The organism is Streptomyces sp. NPDC046727 (assembly GCF_040645635.1).
Taxonomy (GTDB): domain Bacteria; phylum Actinomycetota; class Actinomycetes; order Streptomycetales; family Streptomycetaceae; genus Streptomyces.
Genome location: NZ_JBEYYR010000004.1, coordinates 16,957 through 34,295 on the forward strand (window position 1 = coordinate 16,957; position 17,339 = coordinate 34,295).

Annotated in this window: 17 protein-coding genes; 12 read left to right on the forward strand and 5 right to left on the reverse strand. The window is 73.0% G+C overall.

What is annotated here, in order from left to right; all coding sequences use genetic code 11:
• Positions 1-265: 265 nt before the first annotated feature.
• The 7 genes from rhaI (at position 266) to ABZ937_RS06070 (ending at position 9,230) form a co-directional block, all read left to right on the forward strand.
• Complete coding sequence (gene rhaI, locus ABZ937_RS06040) at positions 266-1,426, forward strand: L-rhamnose isomerase (RefSeq protein ID WP_361686172.1); 1,161 nt, start codon at positions 266-268, stop codon at positions 1,424-1,426.
• A gap of 133 nt (positions 1,427-1,559) precedes the next feature.
• On the forward strand, positions 1,560-3,599 hold the full coding sequence (locus ABZ937_RS06045) for a bifunctional aldolase/short-chain dehydrogenase (RefSeq protein ID WP_361686175.1): 2,040 nt from the start codon (positions 1,560-1,562) through the stop codon (positions 3,597-3,599).
• Entirely contained in the window at positions 3,596-5,044 is a 1,449-nt protein-coding gene (locus tag ABZ937_RS06050; protein ID WP_361686178.1) for a rhamnulokinase family protein, read from the forward strand. Before ABZ937_RS06045 ends, ABZ937_RS06050 begins: the two co-directional genes overlap by 4 nt.
• A gap of 73 nt (positions 5,045-5,117) precedes the next feature.
• The gene (locus ABZ937_RS06055; RefSeq protein WP_361686181.1) at positions 5,118-5,873 is read left to right on the forward strand and encodes a (Fe-S)-binding protein; all 756 of its coding nucleotides are present in this window, start codon (positions 5,118-5,120) and stop codon (positions 5,871-5,873) included.
• A complete protein-coding gene (locus ABZ937_RS06060; RefSeq protein WP_361686184.1) occupies positions 5,870-7,348 on the forward strand; it encodes a LutB/LldF family L-lactate oxidation iron-sulfur protein in 1,479 nt (492 codons plus the stop codon). The genes ABZ937_RS06055 and ABZ937_RS06060 overlap by 4 nt, the downstream gene beginning before the upstream one ends.
• Positions 7,345-7,986 carry a lactate utilization protein C gene (locus tag ABZ937_RS06065; protein ID WP_361686187.1) on the forward strand — a complete coding sequence of 214 codons (642 nt, stop codon included), beginning with the start codon at positions 7,345-7,347 and terminating at the stop codon, positions 7,984-7,986. Before ABZ937_RS06060 ends, ABZ937_RS06065 begins: the two co-directional genes overlap by 4 nt.
• Before the next feature lie 89 nt (positions 7,987-8,075).
• On the forward strand, positions 8,076-9,230 hold the full coding sequence (locus ABZ937_RS06070) for a betaine/proline/choline family ABC transporter ATP-binding protein (protein ID WP_361686190.1): 1,155 nt from the start codon (positions 8,076-8,078) through the stop codon (positions 9,228-9,230).
• 3 nt (positions 9,231-9,233) lie between these two features.
• On the opposite strand, the gene ABZ937_RS06075 is transcribed toward ABZ937_RS06070, so the two are convergent.
• The 4 genes from ABZ937_RS06075 to ABZ937_RS06090 form a co-directional block, all read right to left on the reverse strand.
• Positions 9,234-10,175, reverse strand: a complete 942-nt coding sequence (locus tag ABZ937_RS06075; RefSeq protein WP_361686193.1) for an ABC transporter substrate-binding protein — start codon at positions 10,173-10,175, stop codon at positions 9,234-9,236.
• Positions 10,172-10,843 (reverse strand): ABC transporter permease, encoded by a 672-nt coding sequence (locus ABZ937_RS06080; RefSeq protein ID WP_361686196.1) that lies wholly within the window; start codon positions 10,841-10,843, stop codon positions 10,172-10,174. Before ABZ937_RS06080 ends, ABZ937_RS06075 begins: the two co-directional genes overlap by 4 nt.
• Positions 10,840-11,520: an ABC transporter permease gene (locus tag ABZ937_RS06085; protein ID WP_361686199.1), complete on the reverse strand. Its 681-nt coding sequence runs from the start codon at positions 11,518-11,520 to the stop codon at positions 10,840-10,842. Before ABZ937_RS06085 ends, ABZ937_RS06080 begins: the two co-directional genes overlap by 4 nt.
• A gap of 70 nt (positions 11,521-11,590) precedes the next feature.
• Positions 11,591-12,163 (reverse strand): TetR/AcrR family transcriptional regulator, encoded by a 573-nt coding sequence (locus tag ABZ937_RS06090; RefSeq protein WP_361686202.1) that lies wholly within the window; start codon positions 12,161-12,163, stop codon positions 11,591-11,593.
• A 138-nt stretch (positions 12,164-12,301) separates the two neighbouring features.
• Here ABZ937_RS06090 and ABZ937_RS06095 point away from each other — a divergent pair, with 138 nt between their 5' ends.
• The 3 genes from ABZ937_RS06095 (at position 12,302) to ABZ937_RS06105 (ending at position 15,544) form a co-directional block, all read left to right on the forward strand.
• Positions 12,302-13,159 (forward strand): MoxR family ATPase, encoded by an 858-nt coding sequence (locus ABZ937_RS06095; protein ID WP_361686205.1) that lies wholly within the window; start codon positions 12,302-12,304, stop codon positions 13,157-13,159.
• Complete coding sequence (locus ABZ937_RS06100) at positions 13,156-14,508, forward strand: VWA domain-containing protein (protein WP_361686208.1); 1,353 nt, start codon at positions 13,156-13,158, stop codon at positions 14,506-14,508. Before ABZ937_RS06095 ends, ABZ937_RS06100 begins: the two co-directional genes overlap by 4 nt.
• 61 nt (positions 14,509-14,569) lie before the next feature.
• On the forward strand, positions 14,570-15,544 hold the full coding sequence (locus tag ABZ937_RS06105; protein WP_361686211.1) for a pyridoxal-phosphate dependent enzyme: 975 nt from the start codon (positions 14,570-14,572) through the stop codon (positions 15,542-15,544).
• 83 nt (positions 15,545-15,627) lie between these two features.
• Here ABZ937_RS06105 and ABZ937_RS06110 read toward each other — a convergent pair whose 3' ends face one another.
• A complete protein-coding gene (locus ABZ937_RS06110) occupies positions 15,628-15,993 on the reverse strand; it encodes a cupin domain-containing protein (RefSeq protein ID WP_361686214.1) in 366 nt (121 codons plus the stop codon).
• 116 nt (positions 15,994-16,109) lie between these two features.
• Here ABZ937_RS06110 and ABZ937_RS06115 point away from each other — a divergent pair, with 116 nt between their 5' ends.
• A complete protein-coding gene (locus tag ABZ937_RS06115) occupies positions 16,110-16,709 on the forward strand; it encodes an HD domain-containing protein (protein ID WP_361686217.1) in 600 nt (199 codons plus the stop codon).
• Positions 16,710-16,711: 2 nt separating this feature from the next.
• Positions 16,712-17,269, forward strand: a complete 558-nt coding sequence (locus ABZ937_RS06120) for a GNAT family protein (protein ID WP_361686220.1) — start codon at positions 16,712-16,714, stop codon at positions 17,267-17,269.
• Positions 17,270-17,339: the final 70 nt, after the last annotated feature.

Sequence of the window (17,339 nt, forward strand, 5' to 3'; positions counted from 1 at the left end):
GCTCCTCGACGACACCGACGGAGCGGCCACGAGGACGCCACGGTGTCGTGAAAGGTTTCAACTGGATTGCCGGGACCGTAGGCACCGCAGCCATGTCACGTCAATGGGTCCGCGTCGAAAATGTTTCGATAGCCAAAGGCCACGGCGGATCACGGCGAACGGGGTCGGCCGGAGTTCTTGACACCCCTCTGGGTGACCCCTAGCTTGCCGTTCTGAATCGTTTCACATGCTCAGTCGTTCCGGCCGACATCACAGGAGCCCCGAAGTGACCGACCTCGCCGCGGTGAAGGCCGCGCTCAAGACCCAGGCCGTCGAGACGCCGTCGTGGGCGTACGGGAACTCCGGGACGCGCTTCAAGGTGTTCGCACAAGCCGGGGTGCCGCGCTCCCCCTGGGAGAAGGTGCAGGACGCCGCCCAGGTGCACGCCTTCACGGGGGCCGCCCCGACGGTCGCCCTCCACATCCCGTGGGACACGGTGGAGGACTACGCGGCGCTCGCGAAGTACGCCGAGGAGCGGGGCGTGCGGCTGGGCGCGGTCAACTCCAACACCTTCCAGGACGACGACTACAAGCTGGGCAGCATCTGCCATCCGGACGCGGCGGTGCGGCGCAAGGCCGTCGGCCACCTGCTGCGGTGCGTCGACATCATGGACGCCACCGGGTCGCGGGATCTCAAGCTGTGGTTCGCGGACGGTACGAACTACCCCGGGCAGGACGACGTCCACGCCCGGCAGGACCGGCTGGCGGAAGGCCTGGCCGAGGTGTACGCGCGGCTCGGGGACGGGCAGCGGATGCTGCTGGAGTACAAGTTCTTCGAGCCGGCGTTCTACACGACGGACGTCCCGGACTGGGGGACGGCGTACGCGCACTGTCTGAAGCTGGGGCCGAAGGCACAGGTGGTCGTGGACACCGGGCACCATGCGCCGGGCACCAACATCGAGTTCATCGTGGCGGTGCTGCTGCGGGAGGGGAAGCTCGGGGGGTTCGACTTCAACTCGCGGTTCTACGCGGACGACGACCTGATGGTGGGGGCCGCCGATCCCTTCCAGCTGTTCCGGATCATGTACGAGGTGGTGCGGGGCGGGGGGTTCACCTCCGAGGTCGCCTTCATGCTCGATCAGTGCCACAACATCGAGCCGAAGATTCCGGCGATCATCCGGTCGGTGATGAATGTGCAGGAGGCCACGGCGAAGGCTCTGCTGGTCGATCGGTCGGCGTTGGCCGAAGCTCAGGCTGCTGGGGATGTGCTCGGTGCCAACGCCGTGTTGATGGACGCGTACAACACCGATGTACGGGGGCTTCTTGCCGAGGTTCGGGAGGAGCTGGGGTTGGATTCCGATCCCATGGCGGCGTATGCCCGGTCCGGGTGGGCCGAGAAGATCGTCGCTGAGCGGGTTGGCGGGGAGCAGGCCGGGTGGGGGGCGTGAGCGTCCGCCTCTTGAGCGCCGTTGCGGGGTGCCGGTGCGTTGTGGCTTGTCGCGCCCACGCGGCGGAGCCGCAAATCGCTACAGCCCCGCGCCCCTTCGGATACTTCCCCCTTCTGACAAAGGAACCGTACTCATGACGACCCATCCCTCAGTCGCCGATCTTCTCGATCGCTGCCACCGACTCGGCTCCGATCCCCGAAACACCAACTACGCCGGCGGAAACGCGTCCGCGAAAGGCACCGGCACCGATCCCGTCACCGGCGGTGACGTCGAGCTGATGTGGGTGAAGGGGTCCGGGGGTGACCTCGGCACGCTCACCGAGTCGGGGCTGGCCGTGCTGCGGCTGGACCGGCTGCGGGCCCTCGTCGACGTCTACCCCGGTGTCGAGCGCGAGGACGAGATGGTCGCCGCGTTCGACTACTGCCTGCACGGCAAGGGCGGGGCCGTGCCCTCCATCGACACCGCCATGCACGGGCTGGTGGACGCCCCGCACGTGGACCATCTGCACCCGGACTCCGGTATCGCGCTCGCCTGCGCCGCCGACGGGGAGAAGCTGACCGCCGAGTGCTTCGGGGACCGCGTGGTGTGGGTGCCGTGGCGGCGGCCCGGGTTCCAGCTGGGGCTGGACATCGCCGCGATCAAGGAGGCCAACCCGGGGGCCATCGGGTGTGTCCTCGGCGGCCACGGGATCACCGCCTGGGGATCGACGTCCGAAGAGTGCGAGCGGAACTCGCTGCACATCATCCGCACCGCCGAGGCGTTCCTCGCCGAGAGGGGCAGGGCGGAGCCGTTCGGACCGGTCGTCGCGGGGTACGAGGCGCTGTCCGAGGGCGAGCGGCGGGAGCGGGCCGCCGCTCTCGCGCCGTACGTCCGCGCGCTGGCCTCGCAGGACCGGCCGCAGGTCGGGCACTTCACCGACTCCGACGCCGTCCTGGACTTCCTCGCCCGCGCCGAGCACCCCCGGCTGGCCACCCTCGGCACCTCCTGCCCGGACCACTTCCTGCGCACCAAGGTACGGCCGCTCGTCCTGGACCTGCCGCCGGCCGCGCCCCTCGAGGACGCCGTCGCCCGGCTGAAGGAACTGCACGCCGCCTACCGCGAGGAGTACGCCGCCTACTACCGGCGGCACGCCCGGCCCGGCTCCCCCGCCATGCGCGGCGCCGATCCGGCCGTCGTGCTGGTCCCCGGGGTGGGCATGTTCTCGTTCGGCAAAGACAAGCAGACCGCCCGGGTGGCGGGCGAGTTCTACGTCAACGCCGTCAACGTCATGCGGGGCGCCGAGGCCGTCTCGTCGTACGCGCCGATCGAGGAGGCCGAGAAGTTCCGTATCGAGTACTGGGCGCTGGAGGAGGCCAAGCTCCGGCGGATGCCGGGGCCCAGGCCGCTCGCCACGCGCGTCGCGCTGGTCACGGGGGCCGGCAGCGGGATCGGGAGGGCGATCGCGCACCGGCTGGTCGCGGAGGGGGCGTGTGTCGTCGTCGCCGACCTGAACGCCGAGGGCGCGGCGCGGGTCGCCGAGGAGCTGGGCGGGCCGGACAAGGCCGTCGCGGTCGCCGTGGACGTCACGTCCGAGGAGCAGATCGCCGCCGCCTTCCGGGCGGCCGTGCTCGCGTTCGGCGGGGTCGACCTCGTCGTCAACAACGCCGGGATCTCCCTCTCCAAGCCGCTGCTGGAGACTTCGGTGCGGGACTGGGACCTGCAGCACGACATCATGGCCCGCGGGTCGTTCCTGGTGTCGCGGGAGGCGGCCCGGGTGATGATCGCGCAGGGGCTGGGCGGTGACATCGTGTACATCGCCTCGAAGAACGCCGTCTTCGCCGGGCCGAACAACATCGCCTACTCCGCCACCAAGGCCGACCAGGCCCATCAAGTACGGCTGCTCGCCGCCGAGCTGGGTGAGCACGGGATCCGGGTGAACGGGGTCAACCCGGACGGTGTGGTGCGCGGTTCCGGGATCTTCGCCGGGGGCTGGGGGGCGCAGCGCGCCGCGGTGTACGGGGTGCCGGAGGAGAAGCTCGGCGAGTTCTACGCGCAGCGGACGATCCTCAAACGGGAGGTGCTGCCCGAGCACGTGGCGAACGCGGTGTTCGCGCTCACCGGCGGCGACCTCACGCACACCACCGGGCTGCACATCCCGGTCGACGCGGGTGTGGCGTCCGCGTTCCTGCGATGAGCGCGGGCGTGAAGTCGTACGCCGCGGTCGACCTCGGTGCCTCCAGCGGGCGGGTGATGGTGGGCCGGGTGAGCCCGGACTCGGTCGAGCTGAGCGAGGCACACCGGTTCCCGAACCGTCCGGTGCGGGTGCCGGAGGGACTGCGCTGGGACATCCTCGCGCTGTACGACGGTGTCCTGGCCGGGCTGCGGGCGGCCGGTCGGGTCGACTCCGTGGGCGTCGACAGCTGGGCGGTGGACTACGGCCTGCTGGACGCCGACGGGGCCCTGCTCGGCAACCCGGTGCACTATCGCGACGCCCGCACCGAGGGGGTCGCGGAGAAGGTGTGGGCGACCGTGCCGGCGGCGGAGCTGTACGCGGCGACGGGCATCCAGTACGCGCCGTTCAACACCCTCTACCAGCTCACGGCCGCCCGGGCGTCCAGCCAGTTCGCCCGCGCCGAGCGGCTGTTGCTCGTCCCGGACCTGCTGACGTACTGGCTCACCGGCGAGCAGGGCACCGAGCTGACCAACGCCTCCACCACCCAGCTCGTCGATCCCCGGACCCGGACCTGGTCGTACGGGGTCGCCGAGCGGCTGGGCATCGACCTCGGCCTGTTCGCGCCGCTGCGGCAGCCGGGCGATCCGGCCGGGACGCTGCGCCCGGAGGTGCTGGCCGCGACCGGGCTCACCGGTCCGGTGCCGGTGACGGCCGTCGGCTCGCACGACACCGCGTCGGCGGTCGCCGCCGTCCCGGCGACCGGTGAGCGCTTCGCCTACATCTGCACCGGCACCTGGTCCCTGGCCGGCCTCGAACTGTCCGCTCCGGTGCTCACCGAGGAGAGCCGGGCCGCGAACTTCACCAACGAGCTGGGGCTCGACGGCACGGTCCGCTATCTGCGCAACATCATGGGGCTGTGGCTGCTCCAGGAGTGCGTACGGTCCTGGGGGGAGCCGGATCTGGGGCTGTTGCTGCGGGAGGCGGCGGGTGTGCCGACGCTGCGCTCGGTGGTGGACGCCGGGGACGAGGCGTTCCTGGCGCCGGGGCGGATGCCGGAGCGGATCGCCGAGGCGTGCCGGGCGTCGGGGCAGCCGGTGCCCGGCACGCGGGCCGAGGTCACCCGGTGCATCCTCGACTCGCTGGCCCTCGCCCACCGGCGGGCCGTGCTGGACGCGCAGCGGCTGGCCGACCACCCGGTCGACGTGGTGTACCTCGTCGGCGGCGGCACCCGCAACGCGCTGCTGTGCCAGCTGACGGCCGACGCCTGCGGGCTGCCGGTGGTGGCCGGTGCGACCGAGGCGACGGCCCTCGGCAACGTCCTCGTGCAGGCCCGCGCGCACGGACTCGTCGGCGACCTCGCCGATCTGCGCCGGCTGCTCACGCGGACCCAGCCGCTGACCCGGTACACGCCCCGCGGGGACGCCGGGCGGTGGCGGGCGGCCCAGGCCCGGCTCGCCGCGCGGTGAGCCGCGGTCTCCCGTCGGCGGGGGCCCGCCCACTACCCTGCACTCGTCCGATGACCCATACCGAGGAGCTGCGATGCGTGTCGCCCTGTTCCTGACCTGTGTCAACGACACGCTGTATCCGGACACCGGCCGTGCCGTGGTGAAGTTGCTGACCAGACTGGGTGTCGACGTCGATTTCCCGACGGCCCAGACGTGTTGCGGGCAGGCGCACTACAACACCGGCTACCGGCACGAGGCCGAGCCGCTGGCCCGGCATTTCTCCGATGTCTTCGGGGAGTACGAGGCGATCGTGACCCCGTCCGGATCCTGCGGGGCGATGGTGCGGGAGCTGTATCCGCGGATGGGCGAACGGGCCCGGGCGGAGGGGCGCGGGGACGCGCTCGCCCGGACGCTGGCACCGGTGGTGCCGAAGACGTACGAGCTGACGGAGTTCCTGGTGGACGTGCTCGGGGTGACGGACGTCGGCGCCTGCTACCCGCACAAGGTCACCTACCACCCGACCTGCCACGGGCTGCGCGGTCTCGGGCTCGGCGACCGGCCGCGCCGGCTGCTCCAGGCCGTCAAGGGGCTGGAGTTGGTGGAGCTGCCGGGCGCGGAGGAGTGCTGCGGGTTCGGCGGTACGTTCGCGCTGAAGAACGCGGACGTGTCGGCGGCGATGGGCACGGACAAGGTGCGCAACGCGGAGTCGACCGGTGCCGAGGTGCTGTGCGCGGCCGACAACTCCTGTCTGATGCACATCGGCGGGACCATGACCCGGCTCGGCACGGACATGCGGCCGGTGCACATCGCGGAGATCCTGGCGAGCACGGAGGAGGAACCGGCCGTATGAGCGGGACGTTCGTGGGAATGCCGGCCTTTCCGAAGGCCGCGCACGACGCCGTGGGCAACCGGACGCTGCGCGGGAATCTCCGCCACGCCACGCACACCATCCGCGCCAAGCGGGCCAGGGCCGTCGCCGAGGTGTCCGACTGGGCGGAGCTGCGTGAGGCGGGCCGGCGGATCAAGGACCACACCCTGCGCCATCTCGACCGGTACCTCGTGCAGTTGGAGGAGTCGGTCACGGCGGCGGGCGGTACGGTGCACTGGGCCGCCGACGCCGACGAGGCCAACCGGATCGTCGCCCGGCTCGTCAGGGAGACCGGCGAGTCGGAGGTCGTGAAGGTCAAGTCGATGGCCACGCAGGAGATCGGGCTCAACGAAGCCCTCGAAGCCGAGGGGATCCGCGCCTACGAGACCGATCTCGCCGAGCTGATCGTGCAGTTGGGCAAGGACCGCCCCTCGCACATCCTCGTTCCGGCCATCCACCGCAACCGGGGCGAGATCCGGGACATCTTCCGCACCGAGATGGGCGAGTGGGGCCGCCCGGCCCCGGAGGGCCTGACGGACGCGCCCGCCGAACTCGCCGAGGCGGCCCGGCTGCATCTGCGGGAGAAGTTCCTGCGCGCCAAGGTCGGCATCTCCGGCGCCAACTTCATGGTCGCCGAGACCGGCACGCTGGTCGTCGTGGAGTCCGAGGGCAACGGCCGGATGTGCCTGACCCTGCCCGAGACGCTGATCTCGGTCGTCGGCATCGAGAAGGTGGTGCCGGCCTGGCGGGACCTGGAGGTCTTCCTGCAGACCCTCCCCCGCTCCTCCACGGCCGAGCGGATGAACCCGTACACGAGCATGTGGACCGGCACCACCGACGAGGACGGGCCACGCGCCTTCCATCTGGTCCTGCTGGACAACGGCCGCACCGACACCCTCGCCGACCGGGTCGGCCGCCAGGCGCTGCGCTGCATCCGCTGCTCGGCCTGCCTGAACGTGTGCCCGGTGTACGAGCGGGCCGGCGGCCACGCGTACGGCTCGGTGTACCCGGGCCCGATCGGCGCCATCCTCAGCCCCCAGCTCCGCGGGACGGCGAGCGAGATCGACGCCTCGCTGCCGTACGCGTCGAGCCTGTGCGGGGCCTGCTACGAGGTGTGTCCGGTCGCCATCGACATCCCTGAGGTGCTGGTGCATCTGCGGGAGCGGGTGGTCGAGGGCGGCCCGGCGGTGCGGCAGGGCAACAGAGTGGTGCTCCGGCCGGCGAAGGGGCACGCGGCCGAGCGGGCGGCGATGCGGGCGGCGCGCTGGGCGTTCACCCACCCGGGCGCCCTGCGCGCGGGCCAGCGGCTGGCCTCCCGGACCCGCCGGCTGCACCCGCGCACCCTGCCGGGCCCGGGCAGGGCGTGGACCGGCACCCGGGATCTGCCGGCCGTGCCGGAGGAACCGTTCCGGGACTGGTGGCAGCGCACGCGCGGCGGAGAGGACGGCGGCAGGTGAGCAGCAGGGAGAGGATCCTCGGCCGGGTGCGGCGCGCGCTCGCGGACGTCACGCCGGACGAGAGGCCGTACGAGGAGGCCGTGCCCCGGGGCTATCTGCGCGAGCACGGGGAGCGGACCACCGAGCGGACGGTGGAGCTGCTGGCGGAGAACCTGGCGGACTACCGGGCGATCGTGCACCGCAGTACCGCCGAAGGCCTGCCGGGCCTTGTCATGCGGCTGCTGGCCGAGCGCGGCTCCCGGCAGGTGCTGGTGCCGCCCGGGCTGCCGCCACAGTGGCTGTCCGCCGCGGACCCCGAGCGGATCCAGGACCGGGCGGTGAGCACGCCGCGGGAGCTGGACCGGGTGGGCAGCGTGGTGACCGGCTGCGCCGTGGCGATCGCCGAGACCGGCACGATCGTTCTCGACGGCTCCCCCGACCAGGGCCGGCGCCGCATCTCGCTCGTCCCGGACCACCACATCTGTGTCGTCCGCGTCCCGGACCAGGTCGTCTCCTCCGTCCCGCAGGCCCTCGAACGCGTCGACCCCGCCCGCCCGTTGACCTGGATCTCGGGCCCGTCGGCCACCAGCGACATCGAGCTGGACCGGGTGGAGGGCGTACACGGCCCGCGCACGCTGGAGGTGATCCTGCTCGGGTGAGCCCCGGTGACGCGGTCACCGGGGGGCCACGGTGACCCGTTTCCCCTCACCGGCGGGCATGCCCCGGGTGGCGCCGTTAGCGTGAGGTGATGATCCGGTTCGAGCAGGTCACCAAGCGGTATCCGGACGGTACGACGGCCGTGGACGACCTCTCCTTCGAGGTGTCCGAGGGGGAACTGGTCACCCTCGTCGGGCCCTCCGGATGCGGCAAGACGACGACCATGATGATGGTGAACCGGCTCATCGAGCCGACCTCCGGAAGGATCTTCGTCGGCGGTGAGGACATCGCGGCCGTGGACCCGGTGCGGCTGCGCCGCCGCATCGGGTACGTCATCCAGCAGGTGGGCCTCTTCCCGCACCGCACCGTCCTGGACAACACCGCGACCGTGCCCGCGCTGCTCGGCTGGAAGCGGGCGAGGGCGCGGGCCCGGGCGGCCGAGCTGCTGGACCTGGTGGGACTCGATCCGAGGACGTACGGGCCGCGCTATCCGGAGCAGCTGTCCGGCGGGCAGCGGCAGCGGGTCGGCGTGGCGCGGGCGCTGGCCGCGGATCCGCCGGTGCTGCTGATGGACGAGCCGTTCGGGGCGGTCGACCCGGTGGTGCGCGAGCAGTTGCAGGACGAGTTCCTGCGGATGCAGGCGGCGGTGCGCAAGACGGTGCTGCTGGTCACGCACGACATCGAGGAGGCCGTCCGGCTCGGCGACCGTATCGCCGTGTACGGGCAGGGCCGCATCGAGCAGTTCGACACGCCCGGTGCGGTGCTCGGGGCGCCCGCGACCCCGTACGTGGCCTCCTTCGTGGGCGCCGACCGCGGGCTGAAGCGGCTGTCGGTCACCACGATCGAGCCGGACGACCTGGAGCAGCCGCCCGTGGCCCGGCTGGACGAGTCCGCCGAACGGGCCGTCGAGCGGCTGCGGGCCCAGCGTGCCCGGTGGGCCGTCGTCCTCGACGCGCACGGCGATCTGCACGGCTGGGCCGGCATCGACGAACTGGCGGCGGGCGGCACGGTCGGGGACCTCGCCCACCGGATGACCGCCTGGGTGCCGGTGGGCGCGCCGCTGAAGCAGGCGTTCGGGGTGATGCTCCAGTACGACGCCGGGTGGGTCGCCGTGCTGGACGGGGCACGCTTCCTGGGCGTGCTGACCCCGGCGAAGCTGCACGAGGCGCTGCGCCGCTCGGTGGACGCGGACGCGCGGGGTGTGGCGCGGGGGCAGGTGCCGTTCGACTCGGTGTCGGACGCCTGAGGATCATTTCAGCAGGCCCTTGTCCTTCAGGTAGGTCCGGGCCACGTCGGCGGGCAGCCGGCGCCAGCTGTCGACCTGCTGGTTCATGGCGGCCAGGTCGGCGGTGGTGAGGACGTCGTTGAGCCTGCCGAGCGCCTTCGCCACGCCCGCGCTGCCCGCGCGCGAGCGGTTGACGACCGGGACGACGTAGTCCGCGTTCTGCAGGTGTCTGTCGTCGGCGAGCAGGACCAGGCCGAACTGGTCGAGGGTGGCGTCCGTGGTGGTGGTCAGCACCATCTGGTCCCGGCCTGCCTGGACGGCCCGCTTGGCCTGGGTGGTGCCGACGCCCTTCGGGTCGACCGCGGTGATGTCGATGCCGTACACCTTCTTCAGCCCCGGTGCGCAGTACGGCCGTTGCACACACTCGTCACCGGCGGCGAGCCGCACCCTCAGCCCCGACGCGCCGAGGTCGCTGAGGGTTCTGAGGCGGTGCTGCCGGGCGTAGCGGCCGGCGACCGCGAAAGCGTTCTGGTCCACGGCCCGGCCGGGCGGGAGGACGGTGAGCCCGCGCGGCGTGGCGAGGGCGCGCAGGGCCTTCATGGTGGCGTCGAGGTCGGGTGAGCCGACCGGCCGTGCGTCGGCGCCGTGCGTCTTGGCGTTCAGCCAGTCGGCGAAGGTGGCCGCGTACTCCGGTACGACGTCGATCTGGCCGGACTCCAGGGCCGGTTCGTACAGCTCCCGGTTGGCGACCGTGATGATCGAAGTCCGGTAGCCGGCCTGGTTCAGCAGCTGCGCGTACAGCTGGGCGAGCAGGTCGCTCTCGGTGAAGCCCGCCGAGCCGATGGTCAGGTGACGGCTGTCGCCGGGCGGTGCGGTGACCGCGCCGCGGTTCTCCAGCGAGGGGCCGGTGGAGCAGGCGGTGAGGGCGAGGAGCGCGGCCACGGTCACCGGGGTGCGGCCCCTCATCGGCCGCCCCGGACCCACACCGGTGCCAGGCGCTCGACGGCCTCGAAGACGCCTTCCACGAGCAGGGCGAACACGGCGACGAGCAGCGCCCCCGCGACCACCTGGGGGGTGCTGGCCAGATTGAAGCCCGCCGTGATGATCCGGCCGAGGCCGCCGCCGCCCGCGAGCGCGGCGATGGTGGCGGTGGCGACGAGCTGGACGGCGGCGATCCGGACCCCGTTGAGAACCAGCGGGAGCGAAAGGGGCAGTTCCACGTGAAACAGCAGCTGGCGCCCGGTCATGCCCATCCCGCGCGCCGCCTGTACGACGCTGCGGTCGACCTCGCGCATGCCGACGTAGGCGTTGGTGAGCAGCGGTGGTACGGCGAACAGCACCAGGGCCACCACCGTGGGTCCCTCGCCCCAGTTCCCGATCGGGGTCAGCAGGAGCAGGACCAGGACCGCGAAGGTGGGGACGGCCCGGCCGACGTTGGAGATGTTCACGGCGAGCGCGCCGCCCTTGCCGAGGTGGCCGAGGACGAGGGCGACGGGCAGCGCGATCAGACAGCTGAGGACCAGGCAGACGACGGTGAGCAGCAGGTGCTGGAGCAGCCGGTGCCGGATGCCGTCGTCGCCCGACCAGTGGGCCGGGTCGGTGAGCCAGTCCCAGGCGGCGGTGAGGGTGCTCATCCGCGGGCCGCCCTGGTCCAGGGGGTGATCAGTCGCTGCACGCCCAGCAGGAGCAGGTCGGCGGCGACGGCGATCAGCACGCACAGCACGGACGCGGTGAGCACCTGGGCCTTGAAGTAGGTGTTCATGCCCGCGTAGATCAGGTTGCCGAGGCCGCCGAAGCCGACGATCGCGCCGACGGTGACCAGGGAGACCGCCGAGACGGTGGCGATGCGCAGGCCGGCCATCGCGGCGGGCAGGGCGAGGGGCAGCTCCACGGTGAGCAGCAGGCGGACGGGGCCGTAGCCGAGGCCGCGCGCGGCCTGCCGGGTCTCCTCGGGGACCGCGCGCAGGCCGGCCAGGATGTTCCGCACCAGCAGGGTGAGCGAGTACAGCACGAGCCCGGCGACGACCAGGGTGGCCGAGAGGCCGTAGAGGGGCAGGAGCAGGGAGAACATGGCCAGCGACGGGATGGTGTAGAGGATCGTCGTCAGGGCGAGGACCGGTCCGGCCGCCCAGCCCCAGCGGCGGGCGAGGATCGCCAGCGGCAGCGCGATGACCAGGCCGGTCAGGACCGAGAGGACGGTCAGCTGGAGGTGCTGGACGACCGCGTCGAGCAGGATCTGGCGGCGGGTGCTCAGATAGGCGCCGCAGATCCATTCGTTGCGCGCGAGGCAGTCGTCCGGGGGCGCGGTCACGCATTCATTGGACCGGGGAGCCGGCCGGGCGGCGCGCTGGGCTGGCCCGTATGGACGGCCGACGGCCTGCTCAGTCCATCCCCGCCGCGTCCAGCAGCACGGTCACCGTCGTCGTGGCCAGGCCGTCGCCCAGGTGCTCGACCTTCGCGCCGGCCCGGGCGCTGGCGCCGTCGAAGACGAGGACGAGCTGGCGGGCGAGCAGCTCGGGGTCGCGGGCGCCGCCCGCCTCCGCATCGGCGCGGAAGCGGGCCGCCAGCCCCGCCTTGACCTCGCGGGCGATCACGCTCGCCGGGTGCTCGGGGTCCTTCAGTTCGACCAGCACGGCCAGATAGGGGCAGCCGTGGTAGTCGGCGTCCTGGGAGGCCTGCTCCAGCCGTTCGAAGACGTGCAGGATGCGCTGGCGCGGGGTCGCGGTCTCGGGATCGGGGTGTGCGAGCAGGGCGTCGTACCACGGGATGCGCCGCTCCAGGCTCGCGGCCAGCATCGCGTCCTTGCTGTCGAACAGCTGGTACATCGACCGCTTGGACACGCCCGCCGCCCGGCACAGGGCCTCGATGCCGACGGAGACGCCGTCCTGGTAGGAGAGCCGGGCGGCGGCGTCGAGCAGTCGGTCGCGGGGGGACGCCTTCTCGGTGGTGGCCATACGGCGAGGTTACCGCGGCCCGGCCGGCCGGAAACCGATCGGTGTATACCGTGGCGCGAGGGCTGAACAAGCGCTTAGATAGGAGATCGGAACCTGCCCGACCCCGGGACCCTGCTCCCCGACCCGCCGGAGGCCCCGTTGTTCACGTCCGTCGACGACGTCTCCGCCCGTCTCGCCGAGACCGGCTACCTCGCCTCCCCCGCCGTCGCCACGACCGTGTTCCTCGCCGCCCGGCTGGGCAAGCCGCTGCTGGTGGAGGGCCCCGCCGGGGTCGGCAAGACCGAGCTGGCCAAGGCCGTCGCCCAGGTGGCCGACGCCCGGCTGGTGCGGCTCCAGTGCTACGAGGGAGTGGACGAGTCCCGGGCCCTGTACGAGTGGAATCACGCCAAGCAGCTGCTGCGCATCAGCGCGGGCCGCGACGAGAGCTGGGACGAGACCCGCACCGACATCTTCAGCGAGGAGTTCCTGCTCCCCCGCCCCCTGCTGACCGCCATCCGCGGCGACGAGCCGACGGTGCTGCTCATCGACGAGACCGACAAGGCCGACATCGAGATGGAGGGCCTGCTGCTGGAGGTGCTCAGCGACTTCCAGATCACGGTCCCCGAGCTGGGCACGGTCACCGCGACCCGCCGCCCGTTCGTCGTCCTCACCTCCAACGCCGGCCGGGAGCTGTCCGAGGCGCTGCGCCGCCGCTGCCTGTTCCTGCACATCGGCTTCCCGGAGGAGGAGCTGGAGCGGCGGATCGTACGGCTGAGGGTGCCGGGCCTCGGCCAGGCGCTGACCGAATCGGTCGTCCGGGTGGTCGGGGCGCTGCGCGCGATGGACCTGCGCAAGGTGCCGTCCGTCGCCGAGACCATCGACTGGGCGCGCACCCTGCTGGCCCTGGGCGCCGGCACCCTGGACGAGACCGTCGTACGGGACACCCTCGGGGTGATCCTCAAGCACCAGGACGACATCCAGAAGGCGGCGGCCAAGCTCGACCTGGACGCGCTGTGACCGCCGTCGCCGACCGGATCACCGGCCTGGCCGGTGCGCTGCGCGCGCACGGGGTGCGGATCGGCACCGGGGAGACCGTGGACGCGGCCCGCGCGGTGGAGGCGCTCGGCCTCGCGGACCGGGAGCTGCTGCGCGAGGGTCTTGCCGCGACACTGCTGCACGGCCCGGGCCAACGCGCCTTGTTCGACTCGGTCTTCGACCTGTACTTCCCGCGCGGTGTGGGCGGCCCGCAGGACCCTCCCCAGGACCGGGAGACCCTGCGCGACCGGCTCGCCGAGGCGCTGGCCGCCGACGATCGGGCGCTGATGGCCCGGTTGGCGGCGGAGGCGGTCGACGGCATGGGCGGGTACGGGAGTTCACCGGGCTCGGACGGCTGGTCGGCGTACCAGACCCTGGACCGGCTGCGCCCGCAGACCCTGCTGGCCCGGGTACGGGCCGACGTGCGGGGCCGGGACGGGAGCGGCGCGGGGTTCGCGGACCGGCTGCTGGACGACGAGATCCGGCGCCGTATCGAGGAGTTCCGGCGGATGGTCGGGACGGAGGCCCGGCGCCGGGTCGCCGAGCGGCGCGGCCGGGACGAGATCGCGCGGCGCGGCGTCCGGCCGACCGCCGACCGGGTCGACTTCCTGTTCGCGAACCGGGACCAACTGGCCGAGCTGCGCAGGGCGGTCCAGCCGCTGGCGCGCAAGCTGGCCACCCGGCTCGCCGCGCGCCGCCGCCGGGCCGCGCGCGGCACGGTCGACCTGCGCCGCACCCTGCGCTCCTCGCTGTCCACGGGCGGGGTGCCGATGCGCCCGGTGCTGCGCCGGCGCCGCCCGGTCCGCCCGGAACTGGTGCTGCTGTGCGATGTGTCCGGCTCGGTGTCGGGCTTCTCCGACTTCACCATGCTCCTCGTGCAGGCCCTGCACGACCAGTTCAGCAAGATCCGCGTGTTCGCCTTCGTCAACCGGCTCGACGAGGTGACCGGCCTGCTCGACCACGGCCGCGCCGACCCCGACGGGCTCAGCGCCCGCATCCGCGCCGAGGCCACGCTCACCGGCTGGCACGGCAGCAGCGACTACGGCGTGGCCCTGGGCGAGTTCGCCGAGCGGTACGGCGGTGCGGTCGGCCCGCGGACCACGGTGTTCGTCCTCGGCGACGCCCGGACGAACATGAGCGACCCGAACCTGCCCGCCGTACGCGAGATCGCCCGGCGGGCCCGGCGCGTCTACTGGCTGAACCCCGAACCGGGCGACCGGTGGGGCACCGGCGACTCGGCCGCGCCCGCCTACGCCGACCTGGTCGAGATGCACGAATGCCGCACCGCCCGGCAGCTCAGCGCGCTGATCGGCCGCCTGCTGCCGGTGTGACGCGGGGCGGCCGGCCGTGATCGACTGGGCATCCGTCGCCCCATGGACCAGGAGACCCGCGATGAGCCACCCGCCCGTGCCGCTCGGCACGTACCCCACCCCTCTCGAACCGGCGCCCCGGCTGGCCGCCGCGCTCGGGCTCGGACCGGACGACCTGTGGGTGAAGCGGGACGACCTGACCGGCCTGGGCGGCGGCGGGAACAAGATCCGCAAGCTGGAGTGGACGGTGGGCGCGGCCCTCGCCGAGGGCGCGGACACGCTCGTGACCACGGGTGCCCCGCAGAGCAACCATGCCCGGCTGACCGCCGCCGTGGCCGCCCGGCTCGGCCTGGACGCCGTCCTGGTGCTGCGCGGCTCGCCGGGCGTGTCACGGTCCGGGAACCTCGCCCTGGACGGCCTGTTGGGGGCGCGGCTGCACTGGGCGGGCCAGGTGGACCAGGCGGGGCTGAACTCCGCGGCGGCCGAGGTGTGCGCGCGCCTCGGCGAGCGGGGCGCCCGGCCGGCCCTCGTCCCCTTCGGCGGGTCCAGCACGCTGGGCGCGCGGGGCTATGTGCGGTGCGGCGAGGAGCTGCGCGCGCAGCTGCCGGACCTGCGGACCGCGGTCGTCGCGCTCGGCTCGGGCGGCACCATGGCGGGGCTGGTCGCCGCCCTCGGCACGGAGTCGGTGCTCGGTGTCGACGTGGGCGCGCTGGCCGACCCGGCCGCCGCCGCGGCGGAGTTCGCGGCCCCGCTCACCGCCGAGACGGTCACGGCGGACCGGCTGCGGGTGCGCCGGGACCAGGTGGGCGCCGGGTACGCGACGCTGACCGGTCCGGCGGCCGAGGCGCTCCGGCTCGCCGCCCGCACCGAGGGGATCATCCTCGACCCCGTCTACACCGGCCGCGCCCTGGCCGGTCTCGCCGCGGCCGTCCGGGACGGCGCGGTACGGCCGGGCGAGAAGACCGTGTTCGTGCACACCGGCGGGCTGCCCGGCCTGTTCGGCCACGCCGAGGCCGTCGCCTACGCGGAGGAGTCGGCCGTCCGCCACGAACTCTGACGACCGTGGCCCGGCCCCCTGGGGCAGCACGTACGCGTGCCCCGCGGTGCGCGTGCGTCACCGCGGGGCGGGTATGGTCCGGCTCACTCCCCGGAAGCCTTGGCGTAGTCCTGTGCCATGCCTCCCGCGAAGTCGTAGACCACGGCCGGCTCGTCACCGACCACCCAGGCGTCGTGGCCGGGCGAGCAGACGAAGACGTCGCCGGGGCCGATCTCGCTCTCACCGCCGTCGTCCATGCGGATGTGCATCCGCCCCCGCACCATGTACCCGTTGTGGTGGACCATGCAGCTGTCCGTGCCCGCGATCGGTGACACGGACTCCGACCAGCGCCAGCCCGGTTCGAAGGTGGCCACCGCGAAGTCCAGCCCCGTCAGGTGGAGGGCTTCGAGGTGGCCGCGGGGGAAGTCACGCCGTTCGTCGGGCTTCTCGACCGTCTTCACTTCCAGCATGACGGTGTCCTCTCTTACGTACCCCCACGACACCATCGTCGGCCCGGCGACCCGGCCCCGCCATCCACGCCAAGGGGGACAACGATGTCAGCCACCGCAGTGATTACTCTGGCGCCATGACAGCCGGCGGCACAGCGTCGATCGCGACGGACGACACCACCGATCCGCCCCTGCGGCCCCTGCCCGCGCGGGCCGCTCTGCTCCTGGAGCAGGTCGACGCCCCGCCACGGCTGGTGGCCCACCTCAGGGCGGTGCACGACGTCGCGGCACAACTCGTGGAATGGGTCCGACGGCACTGCCCGCAGCTGGAGTTCGACGCCGAGGCGGTGCTGTTCGGCGCCGCGACGCACGACATCGGCAAGGCCCTGCACCCGGCCGAGTTGTCCGGTCCGGGCGCCCGGCACGAGCCGGACGGACGGCAGTTGCTGCTGGCGCACCGGGTGCCGGCCCACCTGGCCCGCTTCGCCGGCACGCACGCCTCCTGGACGGCTCCCGGGATCGCCGTGGAGGACCTGCTGGTGAGCCTGGCCGACAAGATCTGGAAGAACAAGCGGGTCTCCGAGCTGGAGGACCTGGTGGTCGCCCGGCTGGCCGGTGCCGACGGGCGGCAGCCCTGGGAATGGTTCATGGAACTGGACGAGGCCCTCACGGCCGTCGGGGAGGGCGCCGACCGTAGGCTGGCGTATCAGATGTCCCATCCCCTCACCCGAAGGTGACCATGTTCGCGACCTCTCTCGGCGACGACGGCGCCGAGCTGTCCCCGCTCCAGCCCTGGCAGGCCGAGGAGTTCCTCGCCCATATGGACCGGGGGCGGGAGTTCATCGGGCGGTTCAACGGGCTGCCGGACGTGGTCACGGACCTGGCCTCCAGCAAGGCGTTCCTGGAGGCGTACGCCGGGAAGGAGGCGGCCGACGCAGGGCTCATCCGCGCGATCCGCCTCGACGGCACGCTGGTGGGGGCGGTGATCCTGCGCCGGCTGGACGTGTCTCAGGGCATCGCGGAGGCGGGCTGCTGGCTGGAACCGGCCGCGGTGGGCCGGGGTCTGGTCACCCGGGCGGCGCGTCTGCTCATCGACTGGGCGATCCGGGAGCGGGGCGTCCACCGCGTGGAGTGGTGGGTGTCGGCCGGCAACGCGCCCAGCATCGCGGTCGCCCGGCGGCTCGGCATGCGCAAGGAGGCCGTGCTGCGGGAGAGTCACCCGCACCGGGGCGAGCGGCACGACGAGGAGATCTGGGCGGTACTGGCACCCGAGTGGACGGGCGACCCCGCGCACTGAACAACTCCGGCCGTGCGGCCACCGGTTGCGCGCGGCGCGTGCGGCGGAGCGGCGAGGAGGCGGGCCACGC

Coding starts and splice junctions, on each gene's coding strand:
- ABZ937_RS06090 (WP_361686202.1), bottom strand. CDS start 12,163: ATGGCCACCACCGAGAAGGCGTCCCCCCGCGACCGACTGCTCGACGCC.
- ABZ937_RS06105 (WP_361686211.1), top strand. CDS start 14,570: ATGAGCCACCCGCCCGTGCCGCTCGGCACGTACCCCACCCCTCTCGAA.
- ABZ937_RS06120 (WP_361686220.1), top strand. CDS start 16,712: ATGTTCGCGACCTCTCTCGGCGACGACGGCGCCGAGCTGTCCCCGCTC.
- ABZ937_RS06060 (WP_361686184.1), top strand. CDS start 5,870: ATGAGCGGGACGTTCGTGGGAATGCCGGCCTTTCCGAAGGCCGCGCAC.
- ABZ937_RS06075 (WP_361686193.1), bottom strand. CDS start 10,175: ATGAGGGGCCGCACCCCGGTGACCGTGGCCGCGCTCCTCGCCCTCACC.
- ABZ937_RS06080 (WP_361686196.1), bottom strand. CDS start 10,843: ATGAGCACCCTCACCGCCGCCTGGGACTGGCTCACCGACCCGGCCCAC.
- ABZ937_RS06045 (WP_361686175.1), top strand. CDS start 1,560: ATGACGACCCATCCCTCAGTCGCCGATCTTCTCGATCGCTGCCACCGA.
- ABZ937_RS06115 (WP_361686217.1), top strand. CDS start 16,110: ATGACAGCCGGCGGCACAGCGTCGATCGCGACGGACGACACCACCGAT.
- ABZ937_RS06070 (WP_361686190.1), top strand. CDS start 8,076: ATGATCCGGTTCGAGCAGGTCACCAAGCGGTATCCGGACGGTACGACG.
- ABZ937_RS06110 (WP_361686214.1), bottom strand. CDS start 15,993: ATGCTGGAAGTGAAGACGGTCGAGAAGCCCGACGAACGGCGTGACTTC.
- ABZ937_RS06055 (WP_361686181.1), top strand. CDS start 5,118: ATGCGTGTCGCCCTGTTCCTGACCTGTGTCAACGACACGCTGTATCCG.
- ABZ937_RS06050 (WP_361686178.1), top strand. CDS start 3,596: ATGAGCGCGGGCGTGAAGTCGTACGCCGCGGTCGACCTCGGTGCCTCC.